We start from the raw sequence: 20,692 nt of genomic DNA, 5'->3' as shown, positions 1-20,692 counted from the left end.
TTTGAATGCTTTTCACTTTAATTTTATTGCTTTAATAATACCATAACCTTCAAATGATCCGTCTGTAATTTTTGAAATATTTGAAAAACCCTCTGTTCCCAACAATTTTTCCCATTCATCAAAAGACCTGGCAAAAACGTGAGCTTCAATCCCCATAGCCATAAATGTTAACCAAGAACGACTGATCCCATCAGGTTTGTTTATACGTTCAAGTATGTAAATTTCTCCTTTTGGTTTCAAAGCATTAAAAGCTTTTTTTAACAACATACATACAACTGCATCTTCCCAATCAACTAGAACCCTTGAAAATAAAATTTTATCATATCCTTGAGGGAACTTATCCTGCAAAAAATTTGCTGGAAAGACAGTTATTTTAGACATTGTATTCCATCTGCTTAAAGTTTCTTCAATAATGGAACAGGCACTAGGAAGGTTTAAAATATCGATGTATAAATCAAGATGTTTCTTAACTAATATAGAAGCCATAGTTCCATCTCCGCCACCAACATCTAGCATGGTTACATCTTTCTGTGAATTAGAAAGCAAGTGCTGCGATAAAAAGGAAGCTAAGTAAGGTACTTCCGCCGTCATAATAGGTTCAAAATTTCTTGATTCTATCTCATTTTTTGGTGGCCAATGAATCTCATCAAATTGGACATTTGTCTTTACCATCTCTGAGAAAATAGGACCGTACTTTTTTAAAAAAAGTCGTGTGAATCCGATTCTTGGCCACAAATAAGGTTCAAAACTATTTGAGGCAGGAATAAAAAACTTCTTCGCAAAGTCCGTTACTTCTATTTTTTCTTTAATAGTAACTAGCTGCATTTTTTCTAACATATATACTAAACGATATGCATTTGTTTCTGGAACATTGAGTCTTTTACTTAATTCCGGCAAATCTAAAGGAGTTTCATGTAGTACATCAAACAAGTTTATTTCAACAGCTGACAGAAGCAGATAAGTGCTTATAAAACCGTTTAAAATAACATCTGCTTTTGCACGTTCATCTTTAGAACTTTGAATATCCTTTTGAGATAATAAAGGTGAGTGGTCTATCCAGTATTCACAATACTCATTCCAAAGATCAAACTTCTCTACAATATCAAAATTTTGTTTCATAAAATCATCTCCTTAAAGGACTGAGAAAACTACAACGTCTCTTGTATTCTTTTTTGGGACTCGATGTTTAAAGTACGTAATGAACCGCTTAATTTAAAAAAGATTGCTGTAAGTAATAAAAGCAGACCACCGCTTATAAACACAATGGAAGCATTTGTTATATCAGCTATAGCCCCCCCTAATAAAAATCCAATAGGTATTCCCATTTGAGCAAAAGTTGTTCTTATGCTAAATACTCTACCTTGTAAATGGTTAGGAACAACCTCCAGCCATATAGATGTACTTGTTGCATTTATAAATGGAAGAACAAATCCAAAGAATCCGATCAATAAAGTGGACCAAGAAACGTCTACAAAAAGACCAAGTCCCATTTCTATAAGAGCACAAACAATCAAACTAAATAAAATTACTTTTTCTTTTTCTTTTCGGATAATTAATAAAGCATTCAGGATGCTACCAATTATAAGTCCAATTCCAAGTGACAGTTCCAAATGGGCTAAGGTAACAGGTCCCTTTAAAAGATCATTTGTTACATACAAAGGGAGAATTGGTTGTACAGCACAACAAATATTGACTATAAAAAACAACAATAGTAATGCTTTTAATAATTTACGCTTTTTAATGAATTGAAAACCTTCATATAGCATTACAATATGTTCACTAAGAAAATGATTATGATCCTCTTTACCAAATTCTTTTTTAGGCACATTTGTAAAAACCAATAACACAACAGCTAACATAAAAAAGCTCAGGTTTAAAAACAATATTTGCTGAATTTTTAGGACCACTATAAGGTAACCCGCGATTATTGGTGAAAAGACCATCCCTAAAGCATTTAGCAATTCTTGCAAACCCGCTAATTTTCCTTTCTTTTGCTCCAATATCATACTAGAACAGCTTGAAATTAGTGCGGGTTGCTGCATTGATAGTAAAGAACTGGCTATAAAACCATATAAAGTTAATGTAATCAAATTCACTGAAGAAAAATTAAAAAGAACCCAAAGACAGAATAAAATAATTAAATTTGACACATTACAAAAAAGCAGAATATTTTTGCGGGAAAGCTTATCAATTAGGGGACCTAAAAGAGGCCCCAATATTATTCCAGGTAAAGTGGCAGCAATCATTTGAAACGATGTTATGATTCCTGAATGATAAGCTGTTGTTATCCACCACACTATAGAAAAACGACTGATTCCATTACCCAAGATAGCAAATAACTGACTGCTCAATAGCAAATAAAATGATCGCCTGTAATCATTATGAATCAATTTCATTCTCCTTTTTATCAGCTAAAGAAAGTGTATAAATTAAGCTATTCGGCTCAAATTTAAAGCGTGGAGCTAATGTTTCTTTAATTTTGTTATTATAATTCACCTGTGCTGCTACCAATTTAAAGCCTCTTTGCTCTAATAACTGGATGTTTTTTTCTAATAACCTTACTCCGACAAACTTTGCTCTCCAGTCAGGATGCACCCACAATGCGTAAATAAATGGGTACCGAAGACCGGTTATTTCATTTACCCTCTTACCTGAAAAAGAGTATCCGATAATATTCTGGTCCGCTTTTGCAAGTAACAACGTTCCTTCAGGGACTTCTAAACTTTTCTCAATAAGATTATCTACTCTTTTTCTGTTTTCGTTATTGTTATCAAAATTAAAATTACGATAGATATCCTCTAGCCCTTCCATTATGACATCTAGAGAGCACTCTAAATTCTCCTTATCTTTAACAGATACATTCACAATTGAATATGCTTTAGACATATGAATAATTGTAGACATTAAATCTCCCTTTCACTAATGATATACGCTGGTTGAACAGCTCCCCTTTTACCGACATTTGTAATAGGATCAATAGATGAACGGCATAAAAGTCCAGACGCTTTCCCTTTTATTAAATATAACGCTAAGCTTTGATATACACTTATCTGGGTAGGATCTACATTGGGATTAATGATAATTTTCTTTGATTGATCTATATATTTTTGTATAATGAAAGGTTTATCTATAGCTTGGTTAACATGTTTACTCCATAAATCAGCAGGACAAAATTTCCCCAGGATGACTCCTCTACCCCTTGTATCAATAACTCGCTTTAAAACGTATTGATCTTTATTATTTATAACCTCTTTTACTTGGTCGAGTTTTTGCGATGTTAGAGAAAATGTCTCTGGAATCAACATATCAATAGCCTCTTTTTGTTTCTCAGAGAAAAAAGATTGAATGTGTTTGTCTTTTAATAGATATAATATTCTTTTATTTTCGGCGACCATTGCAGATGGAAATGAATTAACATAAATAAATTGATTGTTTTTTAATCCATTCCAATACTCTTCTACCTCTGACACTGATTCTTCGTAAAGACAGTATTTAAATTGGTCATTTTCATCTATAAATGCGTCAAATTTATGGAACGCCATCTGAAGAGGTTTATTATCCCAACCAGGAAGATTCTCAACAGACTGCAATTTTTGAATAGGTATATGTTTTGCTGAAAGTCCCATAGAAGCAGCAAGTTTTTCAAGCAAATCCAAATCAGTAAGCACAGGATGATACTCACTACTTAAAAAACCAATATTGGGATCTTGGTTCTTTCCAGTTACTTCTTTATACACATCTATAAGGCTCTTTATAAAGAGTCGCGGATCATCTGTAGCCTGTGCATTTATTTCATATTTACTCGAGATTTCTTTAAAAATGTCAAGATCTTCGTATATTTGTTTAATATAAGAAACCCAAAGAATCGCACCTGGACAATCACAATTTGTTTCCATAAGTTTAAAACTGCCGTCAATTGTTTCAGTTACATCAAATCGTGCCAAGTGTATCCAATATTTATATTCAGGTTTTACCTTACTCAGTTCTCTAAACACTGATAACTCAGGAAAATGCTTCTGAATATCTTCATATTCAATATAGATTCGCAAAAATGTTTCCATCGCTTCTAAAACGAGTTCTGATTTAGATACTAGGTGATCATATTTACATTTATCAATTAAAAAAGGAGTTAAAGAAACGGGTATAGGTGTTTTACCATCAAAATAAATTTGTTTCTTTTCAATACCCTGCTTCATCTTTCTTTGATCAATTGAGTACATCTCATTTTGTACAATCATAAGATAGCCACTCCCGTTGAGCTCATACAACTATTTGAAGGTAATGCTAATACTCGTTTATTAGAGTCATCCTCTATTCTGACTAAAACCCCTCCCAAATGTGACCCGAATATATAAGGACTTAGCGTAAACCTTTTAGATTCAGTAATAATTCCTTTTGTAGAATGATAATATTGAAAATCATAAAAAGGTGATTCTAGGTTTTCCTGTACAATCCACTGAGTAGAATCCATACCTATTTTATGAACTAAGTCTTCCCATCTATCATCCTTTGTTTCAGCTCCTATAAAAACGTATTCACCAACATGCGAATGCGATCTTTTTATGACAAATTGGTTTTTATTCGAGAGGATTAGATCAAGAAGATTGTATTGTTTGCCCTTGTAAATAACGTCCCTCTTCTTAATTGTCCGTGTCCAAGGGATATATTTATTGATTAAATCAATTTCGCACGATGTTAAACGGCCATTATTTTCTATTTGCTCACTCAGTTCAGCAACAATCCCTTTATGATCCATAAAAAGATCCGCAGGATTTGAGTAAACTCTTGTGTCGGTGTTCCATGCTTCTTTTATAACTCGAATCATTTCCTTTACTTTTTCCTGAGGATGTACCAACGTTCCGATTCGGTATAATATATGATAATTTCGTATACCATCAGTAATGTAATCTGCTGCTGCCCTTAAATTCTCCGGTGTAACAAAAAAAGCTCTAATTCCAACAGCCTCTTCAATCCATTCAACCATTTCTTCCGTTAAATCTTTATAAAATTGATCGAAATCATTAAACCCCATAAGTGCAATATTGATTTCTTCTTCCTTAATATTTGTTTGACTCTCTCTTTTTATTTCGATTAAAAATCTCTTTATTCCATCTTTTACACTGGGGTATTCAGCATGACTTGGTGCCTGACTTAATGGATTCTGTTGTATCCAATACTGAATGAAATCAACTTCCCATGTCCCTCCTACTGCAGATTCAATATTCATTTCAATTATCTTAAGCTGATCATCAACTAATATTCCATCTGGACGCATGATTCCAGGAATAGACTCATTCTTATATAACTCCGCAATTTCTTTATGATCCGGTCGCACCTGAGATTTATTATTAAATGTAACCTTGCGTCCCAACTCTAATAATTTGGGAAGTTCTTTTTCCCACTCATATATTTTTTCTTTCTTTAAAATTATTGGTGATATAGGCATTCTTCCATCCTCAAAAAATATCCCTAAATCTGTTAATTCATTCTTGAATCTTTCGCTCCAATTTTTAAACTCCAAATTCATATAGTTGTTAACCTCCATGTCTTACTTGAATATCCTGTTGAATTTTCAAAGTTTGACTAAGATCTTTATTTTTTCTCCTGCTCCAAATAAAAGCGTCCAAAATATAATGATGAAAAGCCACTCCCCAAAATAAAGCACCTAATGTGTAATTCAGCAATTCATAAGTCATTATCTGATTGTTTATTGCTCTCGGAAGAGTTATGAACATATCAAACAAAAAAGCCAAGACTACAAATAAAATTAATTTTTCAGTAACTGAAAAAGCTAAACCAAACTTTACTTTTCCTTCATTAACTAAATATTTATTTACATTATGAAACCTTATAAACCGATGGTATTGAATATTATGAAATATTGTTAGGGCTATAAATGGGATAGTGATAGGAACATTAATCAGCAATATAACATTATGAGTTATTAAAACAGCACCAATTAGTAACCATTTAGGTAAGTTGAAAGAGTTATGTTTTAGATTTGATACTGCATGGTATATTGCAAAAACTGCAGATAGGAAAAAACCAACCAATGATATAGTAGCCAATGTTTTTAATACGGAAGATAAACCATACATTAGAGCAAGATGAATAAAAACAGAAATCCCTAAGAATACAAAAGAACTTTTAAATAAAATTTTCATAACCTTATTTTTTTCGATGTTTTTAAAATATTTTAAAAACATACATCCTATCACTAAACAGAGACCGATTAAAAGTGAGGAATTTGCGGTCTGTTGCCAATACAAATAGGAAACTGAAAAGCGTTCTGCTAATGAAAAAGGATGATAGTATAGTAGGTGATTTTGAAAAAGTGGGTATAAGCTCCCAAATCCTATCAATAACGCATCATATCTCTTTGTTTTTAGATCTTTCTCTCCGTTTTTTCCTCTGTAATAGGAAATAAAACCCCAATGCTGTCTAATTAAGTGATAATAGGCATAGAGCAAACCAAAGCGATTAAATGTGATTGCAGCTGCTCTTGTGGCCCCTATCCCCTGTGTTAAATAGAAAAATAAAATGAGTAAGGGACCAACAACTAAGATCAATAGACTATAAAGTAAAGCTTTATTATTTTGGCTTCGGAACTCTCTATCAAAGTATGTTCTTGTATATGTAGCAAAAACATGGGTGCCGTCAAATAATAATGTCCAACTTAAATAAAGAATGCCCAGGGTTAAAGTTACTCCTAATCCCAAAGCCGTCATACCATAATATAAAATAACCACAATAAAACTGATTACTGCCGGGCCGATAATCCATTTTAAATCTTTTCGCCTGTCCATTATCCAATTCATATTTACACTCCTTATTTCAGAATAGACAACGCAACTTTTTCAATTGCATTTAATGTGTAATTTAGATCGGATTTTTCTAAGGCTGCACTCGTATTTAAGCGGAGTCTAGGCAGTTTTCTTGAAACGGCTGGAAAGAAAACGGGGTTAACGTAAACACCTTCTTGATGAAGTAAGTCTGCAAAACGTAAAGTTGTGTTGCGATCTGGAAGAATAATTGGAATAATAGGTGATTCACTATGCAAAACATTAAGTCCTATTTGTTGAATGCCATCTCTTAAATACTTTTCGTTCTCGTGTAACTTTTCCTGGATGTCCGGATTTTTCTCTAGAATATCAATAGCTGCAATTAAACCTCCGATAACTGACGGTGGTAATGATGCAGAGAACATATAGCCATTGGATCCCCAGCGAAGAATATCTATTGTTTCTTTTGATCCAGCAGCAAATCCACCAACACCCGGTAATCCTTTACTTAGGCTTCCAGTTAGTATATCAATCTCTTTTTCAACTTTAAAATGAGATGGCGTCCCTCTGCCATAAGGTCCAAAAGCTGCGGTTGCGTGCGCATCATCTACGATAATAAATGCATTGTATTTTTCGGCTAATAAAACAAGTTCGTCTAACTTAGCTACATCACCATCCATACTAAAAATGCCATCTGTGATAATAAACTTTCTCTGAACGTATGGCAATCCCTCTAGAGCACCTTTTAGGCTGTCCGAGTCTCTATGTTTATATTTAATATATTTAGCTCCAGATAATTTAATGCCATCAATAATAGATTGATGATTCAATTCATCAGATAATATGACATCTTTTTCTGAACAAAGAGCTGAAATCACAGATACATTTGCTGAAAATCCGCTACTATACGTTAACACGTCTTCTACACCAAGGAAGTTCGCAAGTTTTTTTTCAAATTCAACATGTAAGTCAGTTGTCCCGTTTAGTAGTCTAACTCCACTTGTTGTTACTCCGTACTTTTCTAATGCTTCTTTAGATGCTTTTAATACTAGGTGATGACCATTGAGTCCAGAATAGTTATAAGAACCAAGGTGTAACAGTTTTTTATATTGTTCCTCTTTTGGAAGGGGGGAAGTGGACTCTACTGAATATGCCGCAGAAACATAACGATGTGGAATACTTTTAAACGTCCGTCCCATAACTTTCATATGATCGGTTTCTGTCAGCCAATCATATAAAAGCTTATTTCGTCTTGTTTTTGTTGATTGAAAAGTTAAGTCTCTATTCCTAGTGTTTACTAGACTCTCCATTTGCAACTCTCCCCAAAAATCCTATTTTTATACATTATAGAATTAAATGTAATATATTTCAATTATTTTGTAATAAAATAAAAAACCATTGATTACATTTAAATACGCCTATACGATCAATGGTATTAACGTGGATATTTACTTAAAGAACCGGATTTTTGTACGATACTGAAACTGATTATTATTTTTTTGGCAAACTGATTTATGCTGTTCAAATTAACTCCTTCAAAAACCCTTAATAGTATTGTGGGAAGAACTCATACATCTCGCGCGATAACCAGTGGCACTTTCTATCGAAAATACTCCACCTTTTGACCTCTAATGAGAGCATAACAATAGTAGAGGAAAATTAAAAAGCAACTAAGGAAGGTAGCGGATTTTTGTTGCAAAGGGACAGCCACCCGAGGAAAACCGTAGGAGGTCATACGGTGGCGACCCGGACATCGATGCCCAAATACTTTGCGTTCATGGCCGCAACAGCAGGTGAAACTCAAGCTGCTGCAGAATCTGAAGGAGACATACTTTATTTCTGTCCAAGATTTTCGTCCGGGTACAACTGTAAACATCTGATCTGCGGCGATCCGACCGGATTAGTCCGAAAATGCTCCGCGTTTACTCATCTCTATTAGATTGCATCAGAAAAGATTAAAATGAAACCGGCTACCAATTGGAAAGCTACAGTTTTTCCCATGAATCAGTTGTCAACCTTTCTGAAAAAGTTTCTAGCCTATTAAGATTAGAAGCAAGTGACATCAATCTTTAGCCGATGAGCCTTTGGACTATGGTAGGGAATTGAAATTCAAAAAGGCACTCGTAAAACAGCTACTCTTCGCTTAAGGAGCAGCTTTCCCTTCTTCTTTTTTATAAACGGCAGTAAAGCTTGCCCGATCATTTTTCGTGATAGCCACATCAAGACAGCCTGAAAAAGCCGAACAGCTTCGGGAATTGGCTGCAGCACACAATGTGTCTGATTCTATTCACATTACAGCTCTCGATGTCACCGATGAACAATCTATAGTCTCATTCGGAAAAGCCATTAGTGCTTACGCCCCGATCGACTTACTCGTTAACAACGCCGGAACGGCTTATGGAGGATTTATCGAGGATGTGCCGATGGAACATTTCAGAGAACAATTTGAAACGAATGTCTTCGGTGTGATCCATGTGACAAAAACCGTTCTCCCTTACATAAGAAAGCATGGCGGCGCAAAGATTATAAACGTGAGCAGCATCAGCGGACTGACCGGATTCCCAGCGCTGTCGCCATATGTTTCTTCTAAGCATGCATTGGAAGGTTTTTCTGAAAGCCTGCGTATCGAGCTGCTTCCGTTCGGTATCGAAACCGCTTTGATCGAGCCGGGCTCATACAAGACATCGATCTGGTCAACGTCATTATCAAATTTTATGTCGGTGCCTGCTGACGATTCAGCCTATCATCAATACTATAAAAAGATCCTTTCCTATGTTCAAAAAACCGGAGAAGAAAGCGGAGATCCCCAAGAGGTTGCCGACCTCATTTATCAATTGGCAACAAAACAGCACATAAAGAAATTGCGATACCCGATCGGAAAGGGCATCAAGCTCACCCTGCTATTCCGATCGCTTTTTCCTTGGTCTGCGTGGGAGTCTATCCTGAAGAAAAAGCTATTCAAATAACCTAAATTATAATTATTATAATTTAGTATTGATTTTTATTTAGTATATGATATAATTAAAACAACAGATCACAAGGAGGACGTTATCTTATGAAAACTGAAAACGCAAAAACAAATCAAACATTAGTTGAGAATTCACTGAACACACAATTATCAAACTGGTTTCTTTTATACTCTAAGCTCCACCGTTTCCATTGGTATGTGAAAGGGCCTCATTTCTTTACATTGCACGAGAAATTTGAAGAACTTTATGACTATGCGGCTGAAACAGTGGATACCATCGCTGAGCGCCTGCTGGCGATTGGCGGACAGCCTGTTGCCACAGTGAAAGAATACACTGAGCATGCATCTATCACAGACGGCGGAAACGAAACATCAGCATCAGAAATGGTACAAGCATTGGTAAACGACTACAAACAAATCAGCAGCGAATCTAAATTCGTGATCGGCCTGGCTGAAGAAAATCAAGACAATGCGACAGCGGACTTGTTTGTCGGATTAATTGAAGAAGTTGAAAAACAAGTGTGGATGCTTTCCTCTTACTTAGGATAAAAAAAGCTGAACCCTATTTTGGGTTCAGCTTTTTGTTTTTTTCTTAGCTTGAACTGCTTTCTGTCTGCTTGGTCAGTGTCGCGTTCAACGTTTTCGTTTTTCCCTTTCGCAGCACTTGGATTGTTGTTTTATCTCCGACTTTTAAGTCTTTGTAAAGGATCTGACGGATATCCGCACTGCTTTCCACGTCTTTACCGTTTAGTTTGACAATGACATCCTCAGATTTAATACCTGCTTTTTCTGCCGGCGAATTTGCTTGAACTTCTTTTACATAAACACCTTTGCCCAATTGATCTCCAAACAGGCCGAGCGTATTTTCCTGATAGGTTTCAGGAACTTGTGACATGTCAATCATCTGCACGCCTAAAAACGGACGGTCCACCTTCCCGTTTTGCAGCAGCTGGTCAACAATCGGCTCGACATCATTGCTTGGGATCGCAAATCCAAGTGATTCCACGCCGTTTTCGCTCACCTTCAAGCTGTTGATGCCGATGACCTGGCCGCTTGCATTGATTAATGGGCCTCCGCTGTTCCCCGGATTGATCGCTGCATCAGTTTGCAGCACGTTCATTTCCACCGTCCCTTGTGTTGTATCCACATCAATTGTCCGGTTCAGTCCGCTAATGATGCCTTGTGTCACCGTACCGGAAAACTGCTGTCCGAGCGGGTTACCGATAGCGATTACCTTTTCGCCAGTGCGCAGCTGTGAAGAATCACCAAAGCTCGCCACTTTTTTGACGTTCTTGCTGCTGATTTCCAAAACTGCCAAATCAGTAATGGTATCGCTGCCGACAAGCTTGGCAGTTTCCGTTTCTCCGTTGTATAGCGTAACAGTCAGCTTGTTCGCGCCTTCAACGACATGGTTGTTTGTAATGATATACGCTTTATTGCTGTCTTTTTTGAAAATAACACCTGACCCGGTTCCGCTTTCACTTTCTGAGCTGGAGCCTCCTCCTGTGCCGAATGTGTTATTTTGAGAGGTTTGGATATTTGAGATTCCGACAATCGTAGGCTCTAAATCCTCTACCATATCAGCGATGTTTGATGCGTTCGTTATCGGCGCCGTTGTAAAATTATCAGACTGCACCTGTTTATTTGCGGAAGCGGTCTCGGTCGCCTGATTTTGGTCTGACGGCAGATAAGGCGCGATGCCAAGCATGAGGCCCCCGCCGATAATACCGCCTAAAATCGGGCTCAGCCATGCGGCTCTCCGTTTCTTTTCTTTTTTCACAGCCGTTTCTTGCTTTTCCATTTCTAGTGCAGAAGCCGTTTCCTGCCGTCCCGCTTCATAAGACACAGGCACGTCAAGCAATTCTTGTTCAGAATGTCCAATCAGCTTCTGGTTTTCTGTATTCTGCTGTTCTGTATGTGAAGGTTCAGTTTGATGTTGATCGTTTTGGCCATCACGTCGATAATCCATGTTCTTACACTCCTTTAACGGTTATTCATTTATCGTTACATATTCATCGCATGTACAAGTTCAATTGTCCCAATAATGAGGAGAAAAGCAAAGCACCAAAATAGAATATGTTTGATCATCCTACATCTTCCTCGCTCTTTTTCTCTTCCTTTCTTCCCTTATACATATCATAAACAAACATTGTGGGATAAAAATGAAAAGAATATGTGAAATTATGAAAATTGCCTGCCGTATGTTAAAACTAGTTTATAATGACGTTGAAAGGATGTGAAGAGCCTTGTCATACACCATTTATCTAGTTGAAGATGAGGATAACCTGAATGAACTGCTGACGAAGTATTTAGAGAATGAGGGCTGGAACATTACATCTTTTACGAAAGGTGAAGACGCCAGAAAGAAAATGACACCGTCTCCCCACCTATGGATTCTTGATATCATGCTGCCGGATACCGACGGCTATACATTAATAAAAGAAATCAAGGCGAAAGATCCTGACGTGCCGGTCATTTTTATTTCCGCCCGAGATGCGGATATTGACAGAGTGCTTGGCTTAGAGCTTGGCAGCAATGACTACATTTCAAAGCCGTTTCTGCCGCGGGAGCTGATTATCCGTGTGCAAAAGCTGCTGCAGCTCGTATATAAGGAAGCTCCTCCTGTCCAAAAAAATGAAATTGCCGTCTCCTCGTATCGGGTCGCTGAAGACGCCCGCGAGGTCTATGACGAAAACGGGAATATTATCAATTTGACGTCAAAGGAATTTGATCTGCTGCTATTATTTATCCATCATAAAGGGCATCCGTACTCTCGTGAGGATATCCTCCTAAAAGTGTGGGGGCATGACTACTTCGGAACAGACCGGGTCGTTGATGATCTCGTCCGGAGACTGCGCAGAAAGATGCCTGAATTGAAGGTGGAGACGATTTACGGTTTCGGCTACAGGTTGATGTCATCATGAAAAACAAGCCGCTCGCGTTTCAGATATGGGTTGTCATATCCGGCATCCTGTTAGCGATATCGATTTTACTGCTTGTGTTATTTTCAAACACGCTGCGAGATTTTTTCACTAATGAAACGTATACGACGATTGAAAATGAGCAGCATGTTCTGACAGAGTACCGCCTGCCAGGTTCGATTGAAAGGCGCTATTACAGCGAGGAAGCGACGGCGCCGACAACTGTCCGCTCCGTACAGCACGTGCTCCTTCCTGAAAATGAAGAGGCTTCTTCAGACAAGGATTTAAGCATTCTGTCATCTTCATTTATCCACAAGGTGTACAAGCTGGCTGATCAGCAGGAAGCTAAAAAGAAACGTTACAGCGCCGACGTCAATGGAGAGAAAGTGTTTTTTGTCATTAAAAAGGGACTTTCCGTCAATGGACAATCAGCGATGATGCTCTCTTACGCGCTTGATTCTTATCGGGACGATTTGGCCTATACCTTATTCAAACAGCTTCTGTTTATTATAGCTGTCGTCATTTTATTAAGCTGGATTCCGGCTATTTGGCTTGCAAAGTATTTATCAAGGCCTCTTGTATCATTTGAAAAACACGTCAAACGGATTTCTGAACAGGATTGGGATGACCCAGTAAAAGTGGACCGGAAAGATGAAATCGGAAAATTGGGCCATACCATCGAAGAGATGCGCCAAAAGCTTGTGCAAAAGGATGAAACAGAAAGAACTCTATTGCAAAATATCTCTCATGATTTAAAAACGCCGGTCATGGTCATCAGAGGCTATACACAATCAATTAAAGACGGGATTTTTCCTAAAGGAGACCTTGAAAACACTGTAGATGTTATTGAATGCGAAGCTCTTAAGCTGGAGAAAAAAATAAAGGATTTATTATATTTAACGAAGCTGGATTATTTAGCGAAGCAAAAAGTGCAGCACGACATGTTCAGTATTGTAGAAGTGACAGAAGAAGTCATCGAACGATTGAAGTGGGCGCGGAAAGAACTATCGTGGGAAATTGATGTAGAAGAGGATATTTTGATGCCGGGCGATCCGGAGCAATGGAACAAACTCCTCGAAAACATTCTGGAAAATCAAATCCGCTATGCTGAGACAAAAATAGAAATCAGCATGAAACAAGATGATCGAAATATCGTGATCACCATTAAAAATGACGGTCCGCATATTGAAGATGAGATGCTCTCCAGCCTCTATGAGCCTTTTAATAAAGGGAAGAAAGGCGAATTCGGCATTGGTCTAAGCATCGTAAAACGAATTTTAACTCTTCATAAGGCATCTATCTCAATTGAAAATGACAAAACGGGTGTAACATACCGCATAGCAGTGCCAAAATAGACTGTAGATGTTTTGCAGTCTATTTTTTTATGTGAAAGAATAGCCGTTAAAATCTCTGTAATTTGTTTTGAGCGGCTGTTTGCATTGATGAACCCATTTTTTCTCTGACAAGGTCTGCTTCGGATATTTGACTTTCTCCACTTTGATTCCTCTGTTTCGCAAGCGGCTAATCATTTCGTCCAATTCTCTCATTCTAGATTCACCCTTTCGCTTGAACTTTGACCATTCGGTCATCTCAATTTATAATATAAATAATACATGATAAAAAAACAAGTTACAATAAGGTTAATTTTATAACAGACGGTGTGACTATATGGTCATATCCTAGCAGGCCTCCGGGCTCCGAAAGGGTGGAACCATTGAAGGAAAAAGAAAAACTGATTATTGAAACAGCCTTAAAACTATTTGCCCAAAAAGGATACAACTCAACATCAGTTCAGGAAATCGCAAAAGAATGCAAAATATCTAAAGGCGCTTTTTATATTTATTTTCCTTCGAAAGAAGCGCTTCTTCTCTCTATGCTGAACTACTATTATGATAAAACGTTTACCCGAATTTTAAATATTAAAACGAAGGGCGACAGCCCCAGAACGGCTTACCGTAAACAGCTGACCGTCCTCTATGAAAACATTCTTGAACACAAAGATTTTATCAGCATGCAGTTGAAGGAGGGTTCTCTGCCTTACACAGAAGAAGTGGAGCAATGCGCAAAAAAGATCCGCCAGTCCTCACTTCAATTTCATATCGACAGCCTGCTGAACATCTATGGAAAAAAAGCGGAACCGTACACTGCTGAGCTTTGTTTTTTAATAGAGGGCATCAGCCAGATTTACCTGGAGTGCATGATTTTGCTCGGGTACACTGTGAAGCCGTCTCAATTAGCTGATATCATTATGAATCGAATTGATGATATGGTAAAAGGCATGTCTGAACGAAACGATAAGCCTTTCATCACATTGGAAGAGGCGAGCTCTTTATTCGGGCCTCTTACGCACGGACGGCCTGACCCGCTGACTGAATCGATTGTGAAAAGCCTACGTGACAAAATTAACAGCTTAAACACAAACTCCTCTCTTGAATTATCGGAGAGCTTGGACATACTTGAAGCAGAAATGAAGAAAAAAACACCGAAGCTGGCGATCATAAAAGGAATGATTCATAATCTGACGGAGTCTGAAGCTCTCGCCAAAGATGCGGAGCAGCTTAAATATTTATTAAAACAGCAACATATTTAGAAGAACGGCTGCTTAAAAAGCAGCCGTTCTTTCTTACTATTACGCCTTTGGTTTTACCATGTCTTCCGGCTTAACCATTTCGTTAAATTGCTCCTCTGTCAGCAATTCAAGCTTCAAAGCTGCTTCTTTGAGCGTCAATCCCTCTTTATGGGCAAGCTTGGCGATTTTCGCCGCGTTTTCATAACCGATATGCGGGTTCAGCGCCGTAACAAGCATTAATGAATTTGACAGGTTTTCCTGAATGGTTTCTTTATTAGGCTCAATACCGACAGCACATTTATCATGGAATGAATTCATGCCGTCACTGAGCAGCTGCACAGATTGCAGGAAGTTGTAAATGATAACAGGCTTAAACACGTTCAGTTCAAAGTTTCCCTGACTCGCAGCAAAGCCGATTGTAGCATCGTTCCCCATGATTTGCGCTGCGATCATTGTTAACGCTTCGCTTTGTGTCGGGTTGACTTTACCAGGCATAATAGAGCTTCCCGGCTCATTTTCAGGAATGACGATCTCCCCGATGCCGCAGCGAGGTCCGCTTGCGAGCCATCTGACATCGTTCGCGATTTTCATTAAGTCAGCCGCAAGCGCTTTTAATGCGCCATGCACATAAGTGATTTCGTCATGGCTTGTCAGCGCGTGGAATTTATTCGGGGAGCTGCTGAACGTTTGGCCGGTCAGCTTAGTGATCTCTTCTGAGACAAGCTCTCCAAACTCTGGGTGGGCGTTGATACCTGTTCCGACAGCCGTTCCACCAATTGCAAGCGCACGCATTTTATCTGTCGCTTCCAAAATCATTTCCTTCGAACGGTCCAGCATGTGAACCCATCCGCTGATTTCCTGTCCGAGGGTCAGTGGCGTAGCATCCTGAAGATGTGTGCGTCCGATTTTGACAATATCATTGTATGCTTTTGCTTTTTCATCCAGTGTATTGCGAAGCTGATCAAGCGCTGGCACAAGCTGCTCGTAAACAGCCAAAACAGCGGCAACATGCATCGCAGTCGGGAATGTGTCGTTTGAGCTTTGGCTTCGGTTCACGTCATCATTTGGATGAATCGTTTGATCAGAGTTCTTCTCTTTTAATAAAGCAGTCGCACGGTTGGCTACCACTTCGTTCATGTTCATATTGCTTTGTGTGCCGCTTCCGGTCTGCCATACGACAAGCGGGAAGTTGTCATCGTACTTGCCTTTGAGCACATCATCACAAACCGCTGCAATCGCTTCTGCTTTTTCAGCATCCAGATTGCCGAGGCGTTTATTAGCTAGAGCAGTGCTTCGTTTTAAGATTGCAAACGCCTTCACAACACGCATCGGCATTTTTTCAGAACCGATCTTAAAGTTCTCCTTGCTTCGCTGTGTTTGGGCGCCCCAAAATTTATCAGCAGGAACTTTTACTTCTCCCATGGTGTCTCGTTCAATTCTGTATTCCATTTATGTATCCCTCCATAACGGTTGCTTCAATAGATCATAATTCGCCAATGACACAAAAAATCCTTTTTATTTTTCGATCTTGGCAGATTTTAATTTTAATTCAAGATATACGCGGGAATCCTTTGAATATTTGTATTTTGGATTCGTCCTTCCGTACTCCTTTGATGTATAAGAGACATCATAATGCTTTTCAAATGATCTAATGAGCTGTTCAATTTCTTCTTGATTTCCAGCTAGCCTTACCTGTGCCACTTCGTATCCTCCGCTTTCATAAAAAAAACTTACTCCATGAAATACTCTAACACAGTATATCATTTTTTTAATAGGAAAAGATAACCTCTACTAAGGTTTTGGATAAGAGGTGACCTCATTGGAACAAACAGAGTTTAAGGAATATATACACGATAATTTAGCATTGGTGCTGCCAAAATTAAAAGAAAACGATGATCTGGTGAAAAACAAAAAAATGCTTGCGAACGGACTGGTTTTTTACTATCTCTATTTCAGTGAACTGACTGATGAGAATAAGGTGTCAGAAGCCATTAAAACTTTAATTAAAGATGAGGAGACCTTAACGCTTGACCAGGTCAAAAAACGCCTTGACCAGCTTGACGCAAGACCTGTTGAAACCGCAAAAAAAACGATTGAATCGATTCTCAACGGCAATTGTGCTGTGTTTATCAACGGATTGGATAAAGCCTATATTCTGACCACAGGAAAGAAAAAAACAAGAAGCCTGACAGAGCCGACAACTGAAATAGTGGTTCGCGGCCCAAAAGTAGCGTTTGTAGAGGATATCGATACAAATCTCGCTCTGATTAGACAAAGAACCTCTCATCCGAAATTGATCACCAAAAAAATCATGATCGGCGAAAACAAGCTGAAGCCCGCAGCCATTATGTACATTGAAGGCAAAGCAAAAAAGTCCGTCATAAAAGAAGTGAAGGCGCGGCTTAAAAATATCCAGCTGGAAGATATCCAGGACAGCGGAACGCTCGAGGAACTCATTGAAGATAATAAATATTCACCATTTCCGCAGATTCAAAATACGGAAAGACCTGACAAAGTATCTTCAGCCCTGTTTAACGGCCGTGTGGCAATTTTGGTCGATGGTTCACCATTTGTGCTGCTGGTGCCGGTTTCTCTCGGCATCCTGATGCAATCCCCGGATGACTACTATGAACGCTGGATTTCAGCATCTCTTATCCGGTCGCTGCGCTATGCTTCTATCTTTATCACCTTGTTTTTGTCATCGATTTATATAGCACTTGTTTCCTTCCATCAGGGGCTGCTGCCGACCGCGCTCGCCGTTACAATTTCGGCGAACAGGGAAAACGTGCCGTTCCCTCCGATATTTGAAGCCCTGCTGATGGAAGTCACCATCGAGCTGCTAAGGGAAGCCGGACTGCGACTCCCCAATCCGCTCGGACAGACGATCGGCCTCGTTGGGGGCGTAGTCATCGGACAGGCTGCTGTAGAAGCGAATCTCGTCAGTTCGATTATGGTCATTGTCGTCAGTGTCATTGCCCTGGCATCCTTTACCGTTCCTCAATACGGAATGGGTCTGTCTTTCCGGGTGCTGCGTTTTATTTCGATGTTTTCCGCCGCTATTTTAGGGCTGTACGGCATTATTTTATTTATGCTTGTCGTTTATACGCACTTAACGAGACAAACGAGCTTTGGGTCTCCGTATTTTTCGCCAAACGGATTCTTTAGCCTGAAAAATACGGATGACTCCATTATCCGTCTCCCAATTAAAAACAAACCAAAAGAGGCGAATAATCCAAATGAGCCAAAAACAGACTCCACTGAAACTTAATACCTTTCAAGGTATTTCTATTGTTGCAAATACAATGCTTGGGGCCGGACTTTTAACATTGCCGCGAGCGCTGACCACTAAGGCTAATACGCCTGACGGCTGGATCACGCTGATATTAGAAGGTTTCATTTTTATTTTCTTCATTTATTTAAACACGCTCATTCAGAAAAAACATCAATACCCTTCACTCTTTGAATATTTGAAGGAAGGGCTTGGGAAATGGATCGGCAGCATCATCGGCCTTTTGATCTGCGGCTATTTCCTCGGCGTAGCCAGCTTCGAGACACGGGCAATGGCTGAAATGGTGAAGTTTTTCCTGCTGGAGAGAACCCCAATTCAAGTCATCATTTTAACGTTTATTTGCTGCGGTATTTATTTAATCGTTGGGGGCTTAAGTGATGTGTCGCGGCTGTTTCCCTTTTATTTAACGGTAACCATTATTATTTTGCTGATTGTGTTCGGGATCAGTTTTAAAATTTTTGATATCAATAATTTGCGTCCTGTTTTAGGCGAAGGCCTTGGACCCATTGCAAACTCCCTTACCGTCGTTTCCATCTCTTTTTTAGGAATGGAAGTGATGCTGTTTCTTCCTGAACATATGAAGAAAAAGAAATACACGTTCAGATATGCGTCTCTAGGATTTTTAATTCCGATTATTTTATATATCCTTACGTATATTATCGTTGTCGGAGCTTTGACCGCTCCCGAGGTAAAAACGCTGATTTGGCCGACTATTTCTCTCTTTCAGTCCTTTGAGCTTAAAGGCATATTTATTGAACGGTTTGAATCGTTTTTACTGGTGGTCTGGATCATCCAGTTTTTCACCACATTTGTCATTTACGGATACTTTGCCGCTAACGGGCTAAAGAAGACATTTGGATTATCGACTAAAACAAGCATGGTGATTATCGGTATAGCGGTCTTTTATTTTTCTCTCTGGCCGGATGACGCCAATCAAGTCATGATGTATAGCGATTATCTTGGCTATATTTTTGTCTCCCTGTTTCTGCTTCCGTTCATTCTCTTTTTCATTGTAGCTCTCAAGAGGAGGATTACAGCAAAATGAAAATCCGGATTTTATGTATGTTTATATGCACCCTATTGCTGTCCGGATGCTGGGACAGTGAGAATATCGAGGAATTAAGCTTAGTGATCGGAGTAGGGCTAGACAAGCCTGACGATGAAAATTTAGAGCTGACACAGCAAATTCTCGTGCCGAAAAAAATCAGCGAGGGCTCTTCATCTGATCCGACACAGCTTTCTATCACAAAGGGTGAAACTGTCCATCAAATGATGAGAACCTCTGCATTAAAGCATAATCCTACGTTTTTACAGCATTTGCGTCTCATTCTGCTTTCCAAAAACGTGATTGCGGATCAAATCGGAACGGATGCCATTATTAACCAGTTTGTCAGAGACAACGGAACAAGGAGGAGTTCCTACGTCTTTATCACCAACGGCCGAACTAAGGATATATTTAACATGAATGATGAAGACGAACCCGCATCCAACGTGATATATGATCTGACAGAGAATAATAAGGTGACGATCAGAATGATGGAGCCAGTTACATTGGGGGAGATCTCAGAACACTTAACCTCTGACGATTCATTCCTCATCCCTCATGTCGGTAAGGAAAACGGAAAGCTCGCGATAAACGGAGCCTCTATCATCAAAAATAAATTATGGCACGGAGATCTCACCCCGATTGAGGTTCAAAATATCAACTTATTTTCAGGCAATGTCGAGGGAGGCGTCATTGACTTGAAGCGCGATGGCCATCTCTTTTCTTATAAAGTATATTCAAGCAATCGGAAGATCAAGACGGCCTATAAGGACGGAAAGTTCAAATTCACCGTCACCCGCACTATTGAAGGTCGTCTATCTGAGGACTGGAATCCTAGTGAAGATTCGTTTAAGGATTCATATATTAAAAGCATTGAAAAGACAGTCGAAAAACAAGTACACAAAACAGTAACGACATTTATTACAGAGAAACTGCAGAAAGAGATCAAAGCGGATGTGACCGGATTGGGAAACCAAGTCAGAATTCATTATCCTCAAAAGTGGAAAAAGATCTCAAGAAAATGGGATGATGATTATTTCAGCAATGCGGAAATAGACTACCGGGTCAATGTGATTGTCAGAGACTTCGGAACGAAAGGCGCAAACAAATAACAGCCG

General features: G+C 38.9%; 18 protein-coding genes and 1 pseudogene. 8 read left to right on the top strand and 11 right to left on the bottom strand.

Features of this window, described 5'->3' with window-relative positions; all coding sequences use genetic code 11:
- Positions 1 to 12 precede the first annotated feature (12 nt).
- The 7 genes from PUN35_RS19825 to PUN35_RS19795 are packed head-to-tail and all read right to left on the bottom strand — an operon-like array spanning position 13 to position 8,092.
- Positions 13 to 1,119, bottom strand: coding sequence for a methyltransferase (locus PUN35_RS19825; RefSeq protein ID WP_014480812.1), 1,107 nt, complete (start codon positions 1,117 to 1,119; stop codon positions 13 to 15).
- A 29-nt stretch (positions 1,120 to 1,148) separates the two neighbouring features.
- Entirely contained in the window at positions 1,149 to 2,390 is a 1,242-nt protein-coding gene (locus PUN35_RS19820) for an MFS transporter (protein WP_014480813.1), read from the bottom strand.
- Entirely contained in the window at positions 2,380 to 2,904 is a 525-nt protein-coding gene (locus PUN35_RS19815) for a GNAT family N-acetyltransferase (protein ID WP_014480814.1), read from the bottom strand. Before PUN35_RS19815 ends, PUN35_RS19820 begins: the two co-directional genes overlap by 11 nt.
- Positions 2,904 to 4,238: a glutathionylspermidine synthase family protein gene (locus tag PUN35_RS19810; RefSeq protein ID WP_014480815.1), complete on the bottom strand. Its 1,335-nt coding sequence runs from the start codon at positions 4,236 to 4,238 to the stop codon at positions 2,904 to 2,906. Before PUN35_RS19810 ends, PUN35_RS19815 begins: the two co-directional genes overlap by 1 nt.
- Complete coding sequence (locus PUN35_RS19805; RefSeq protein WP_014480816.1) at positions 4,235 to 5,527, bottom strand: hypothetical protein; 1,293 nt, start codon at positions 5,525 to 5,527, stop codon at positions 4,235 to 4,237. The genes PUN35_RS19810 and PUN35_RS19805 overlap by 4 nt, the downstream gene beginning before the upstream one ends.
- 7 nt (positions 5,528 to 5,534) lie before the next feature.
- Positions 5,535 to 6,818 (bottom strand): hypothetical protein, encoded by a 1,284-nt coding sequence (locus tag PUN35_RS19800; RefSeq protein WP_014480817.1) that lies wholly within the window; start codon positions 6,816 to 6,818, stop codon positions 5,535 to 5,537.
- Between the two features lie 11 nt (positions 6,819 to 6,829).
- The gene (locus tag PUN35_RS19795; protein ID WP_014480818.1) at positions 6,830 to 8,092 is read right to left on the bottom strand and encodes an aminotransferase class I/II-fold pyridoxal phosphate-dependent enzyme; all 1,263 of its coding nucleotides are present in this window, start codon (positions 8,090 to 8,092) and stop codon (positions 6,830 to 6,832) included.
- Between the two features lie 870 nt (positions 8,093 to 8,962).
- Between PUN35_RS19795 and PUN35_RS19790 the strand changes: the two are divergent.
- Positions 8,963 to 9,748, top strand: a pseudogene (locus PUN35_RS19790) (oxidoreductase); the annotation flags it as partial.
- A gap of 89 nt (positions 9,749 to 9,837) precedes the next feature.
- Positions 9,838 to 10,299 (top strand): metalloregulation DNA-binding stress protein MgrA, encoded by a 462-nt coding sequence (gene mrgA / locus PUN35_RS19785; protein WP_014480821.1) that lies wholly within the window; start codon positions 9,838 to 9,840, stop codon positions 10,297 to 10,299.
- A gap of 43 nt (positions 10,300 to 10,342) precedes the next feature.
- On the opposite strand, the gene htrB is transcribed toward mrgA, so the two are convergent.
- Complete coding sequence (gene htrB, locus PUN35_RS19780; RefSeq protein WP_014480822.1) at positions 10,343 to 11,719, bottom strand: serine protease Do-like protein HtrB; 1,377 nt, start codon at positions 11,717 to 11,719, stop codon at positions 10,343 to 10,345.
- A 277-nt stretch (positions 11,720 to 11,996) separates the two neighbouring features.
- Here htrB and cssR point away from each other — a divergent pair, with 277 nt between their 5' ends.
- Positions 11,997 to 12,674 (top strand): two-component system response regulator CssR, encoded by a 678-nt coding sequence (cssR, locus tag PUN35_RS19775; RefSeq protein WP_014480823.1) that lies wholly within the window; start codon positions 11,997 to 11,999, stop codon positions 12,672 to 12,674.
- A complete protein-coding gene (cssS, locus tag PUN35_RS19770; RefSeq protein ID WP_014480824.1) occupies positions 12,671 to 14,026 on the top strand; it encodes a two-component system sensor histidine kinase CssS in 1,356 nt (451 codons plus the stop codon). Before cssR ends, cssS begins: the two co-directional genes overlap by 4 nt.
- Before the next feature lie 27 nt (positions 14,027 to 14,053).
- Here cssS and spxO read toward each other — a convergent pair whose 3' ends face one another.
- Entirely contained in the window at positions 14,054 to 14,218 is a 165-nt protein-coding gene (spxO, locus tag PUN35_RS19765; RefSeq protein WP_003221681.1) for an anti-adapter protein SpxO, read from the bottom strand.
- Between the two features lie 167 nt (positions 14,219 to 14,385).
- Between spxO and PUN35_RS19760 the strand changes: the two genes are divergently transcribed.
- Positions 14,386 to 15,261, top strand: coding sequence for a TetR/AcrR family transcriptional regulator (locus PUN35_RS19760; RefSeq protein WP_003243192.1), 876 nt, complete (start codon positions 14,386 to 14,388; stop codon positions 15,259 to 15,261).
- Between the two features lie 39 nt (positions 15,262 to 15,300).
- Here the strand turns inward: PUN35_RS19760 and fumC are convergent, their stop codons facing one another.
- Both fumC and PUN35_RS19750 read right to left on the bottom strand, forming a co-directional pair.
- Positions 15,301 to 16,689: a class II fumarate hydratase gene (gene fumC / locus PUN35_RS19755; protein WP_014480825.1), complete on the bottom strand. Its 1,389-nt coding sequence runs from the start codon at positions 16,687 to 16,689 to the stop codon at positions 15,301 to 15,303.
- Positions 16,690 to 16,755: 66 nt separating this feature from the next.
- The gene (locus PUN35_RS19750) at positions 16,756 to 16,941 is read right to left on the bottom strand and encodes a YvzF family protein (protein WP_014480826.1); all 186 of its coding nucleotides are present in this window, start codon (positions 16,939 to 16,941) and stop codon (positions 16,756 to 16,758) included.
- Positions 16,942 to 17,059: 118 nt separating this feature from the next.
- Between PUN35_RS19750 and gerAA the strand changes: the two genes are divergently transcribed.
- From gerAA to gerAC, 3 genes are read left to right on the top strand one after another with little or no spacing between them, the layout of a single operon-like run.
- On the top strand, positions 17,060 to 18,508 hold the full coding sequence (gene gerAA / locus PUN35_RS19745) for a spore germination receptor protein GerAA (RefSeq protein WP_014480827.1): 1,449 nt from the start codon (positions 17,060 to 17,062) through the stop codon (positions 18,506 to 18,508).
- Entirely contained in the window at positions 18,477 to 19,574 is a 1,098-nt protein-coding gene (gerAB, locus tag PUN35_RS19740; protein ID WP_014480828.1) for a spore germination receptor protein GerAB, read from the top strand. Before gerAA ends, gerAB begins: the two co-directional genes overlap by 32 nt.
- A complete protein-coding gene (gene gerAC / locus PUN35_RS19735; protein ID WP_014480829.1) occupies positions 19,571 to 20,686 on the top strand; it encodes a spore germination receptor protein GerAC in 1,116 nt (371 codons plus the stop codon). Before gerAB ends, gerAC begins: the two co-directional genes overlap by 4 nt.
- Positions 20,687 to 20,692 lie beyond the last annotated feature (6 nt).

It is taken from the genome of Bacillus sp. N3378-2at (genome assembly GCF_033412715.1).
GTDB classification, from domain to species: Bacteria; Bacillota; Bacilli; order Bacillales; family Bacillaceae; genus Bacillus; species Bacillus subtilis.
Note: the sequence above shows the minus strand (reverse complement) of the source record. Positions and strands in the feature narration are given on the sequence as shown.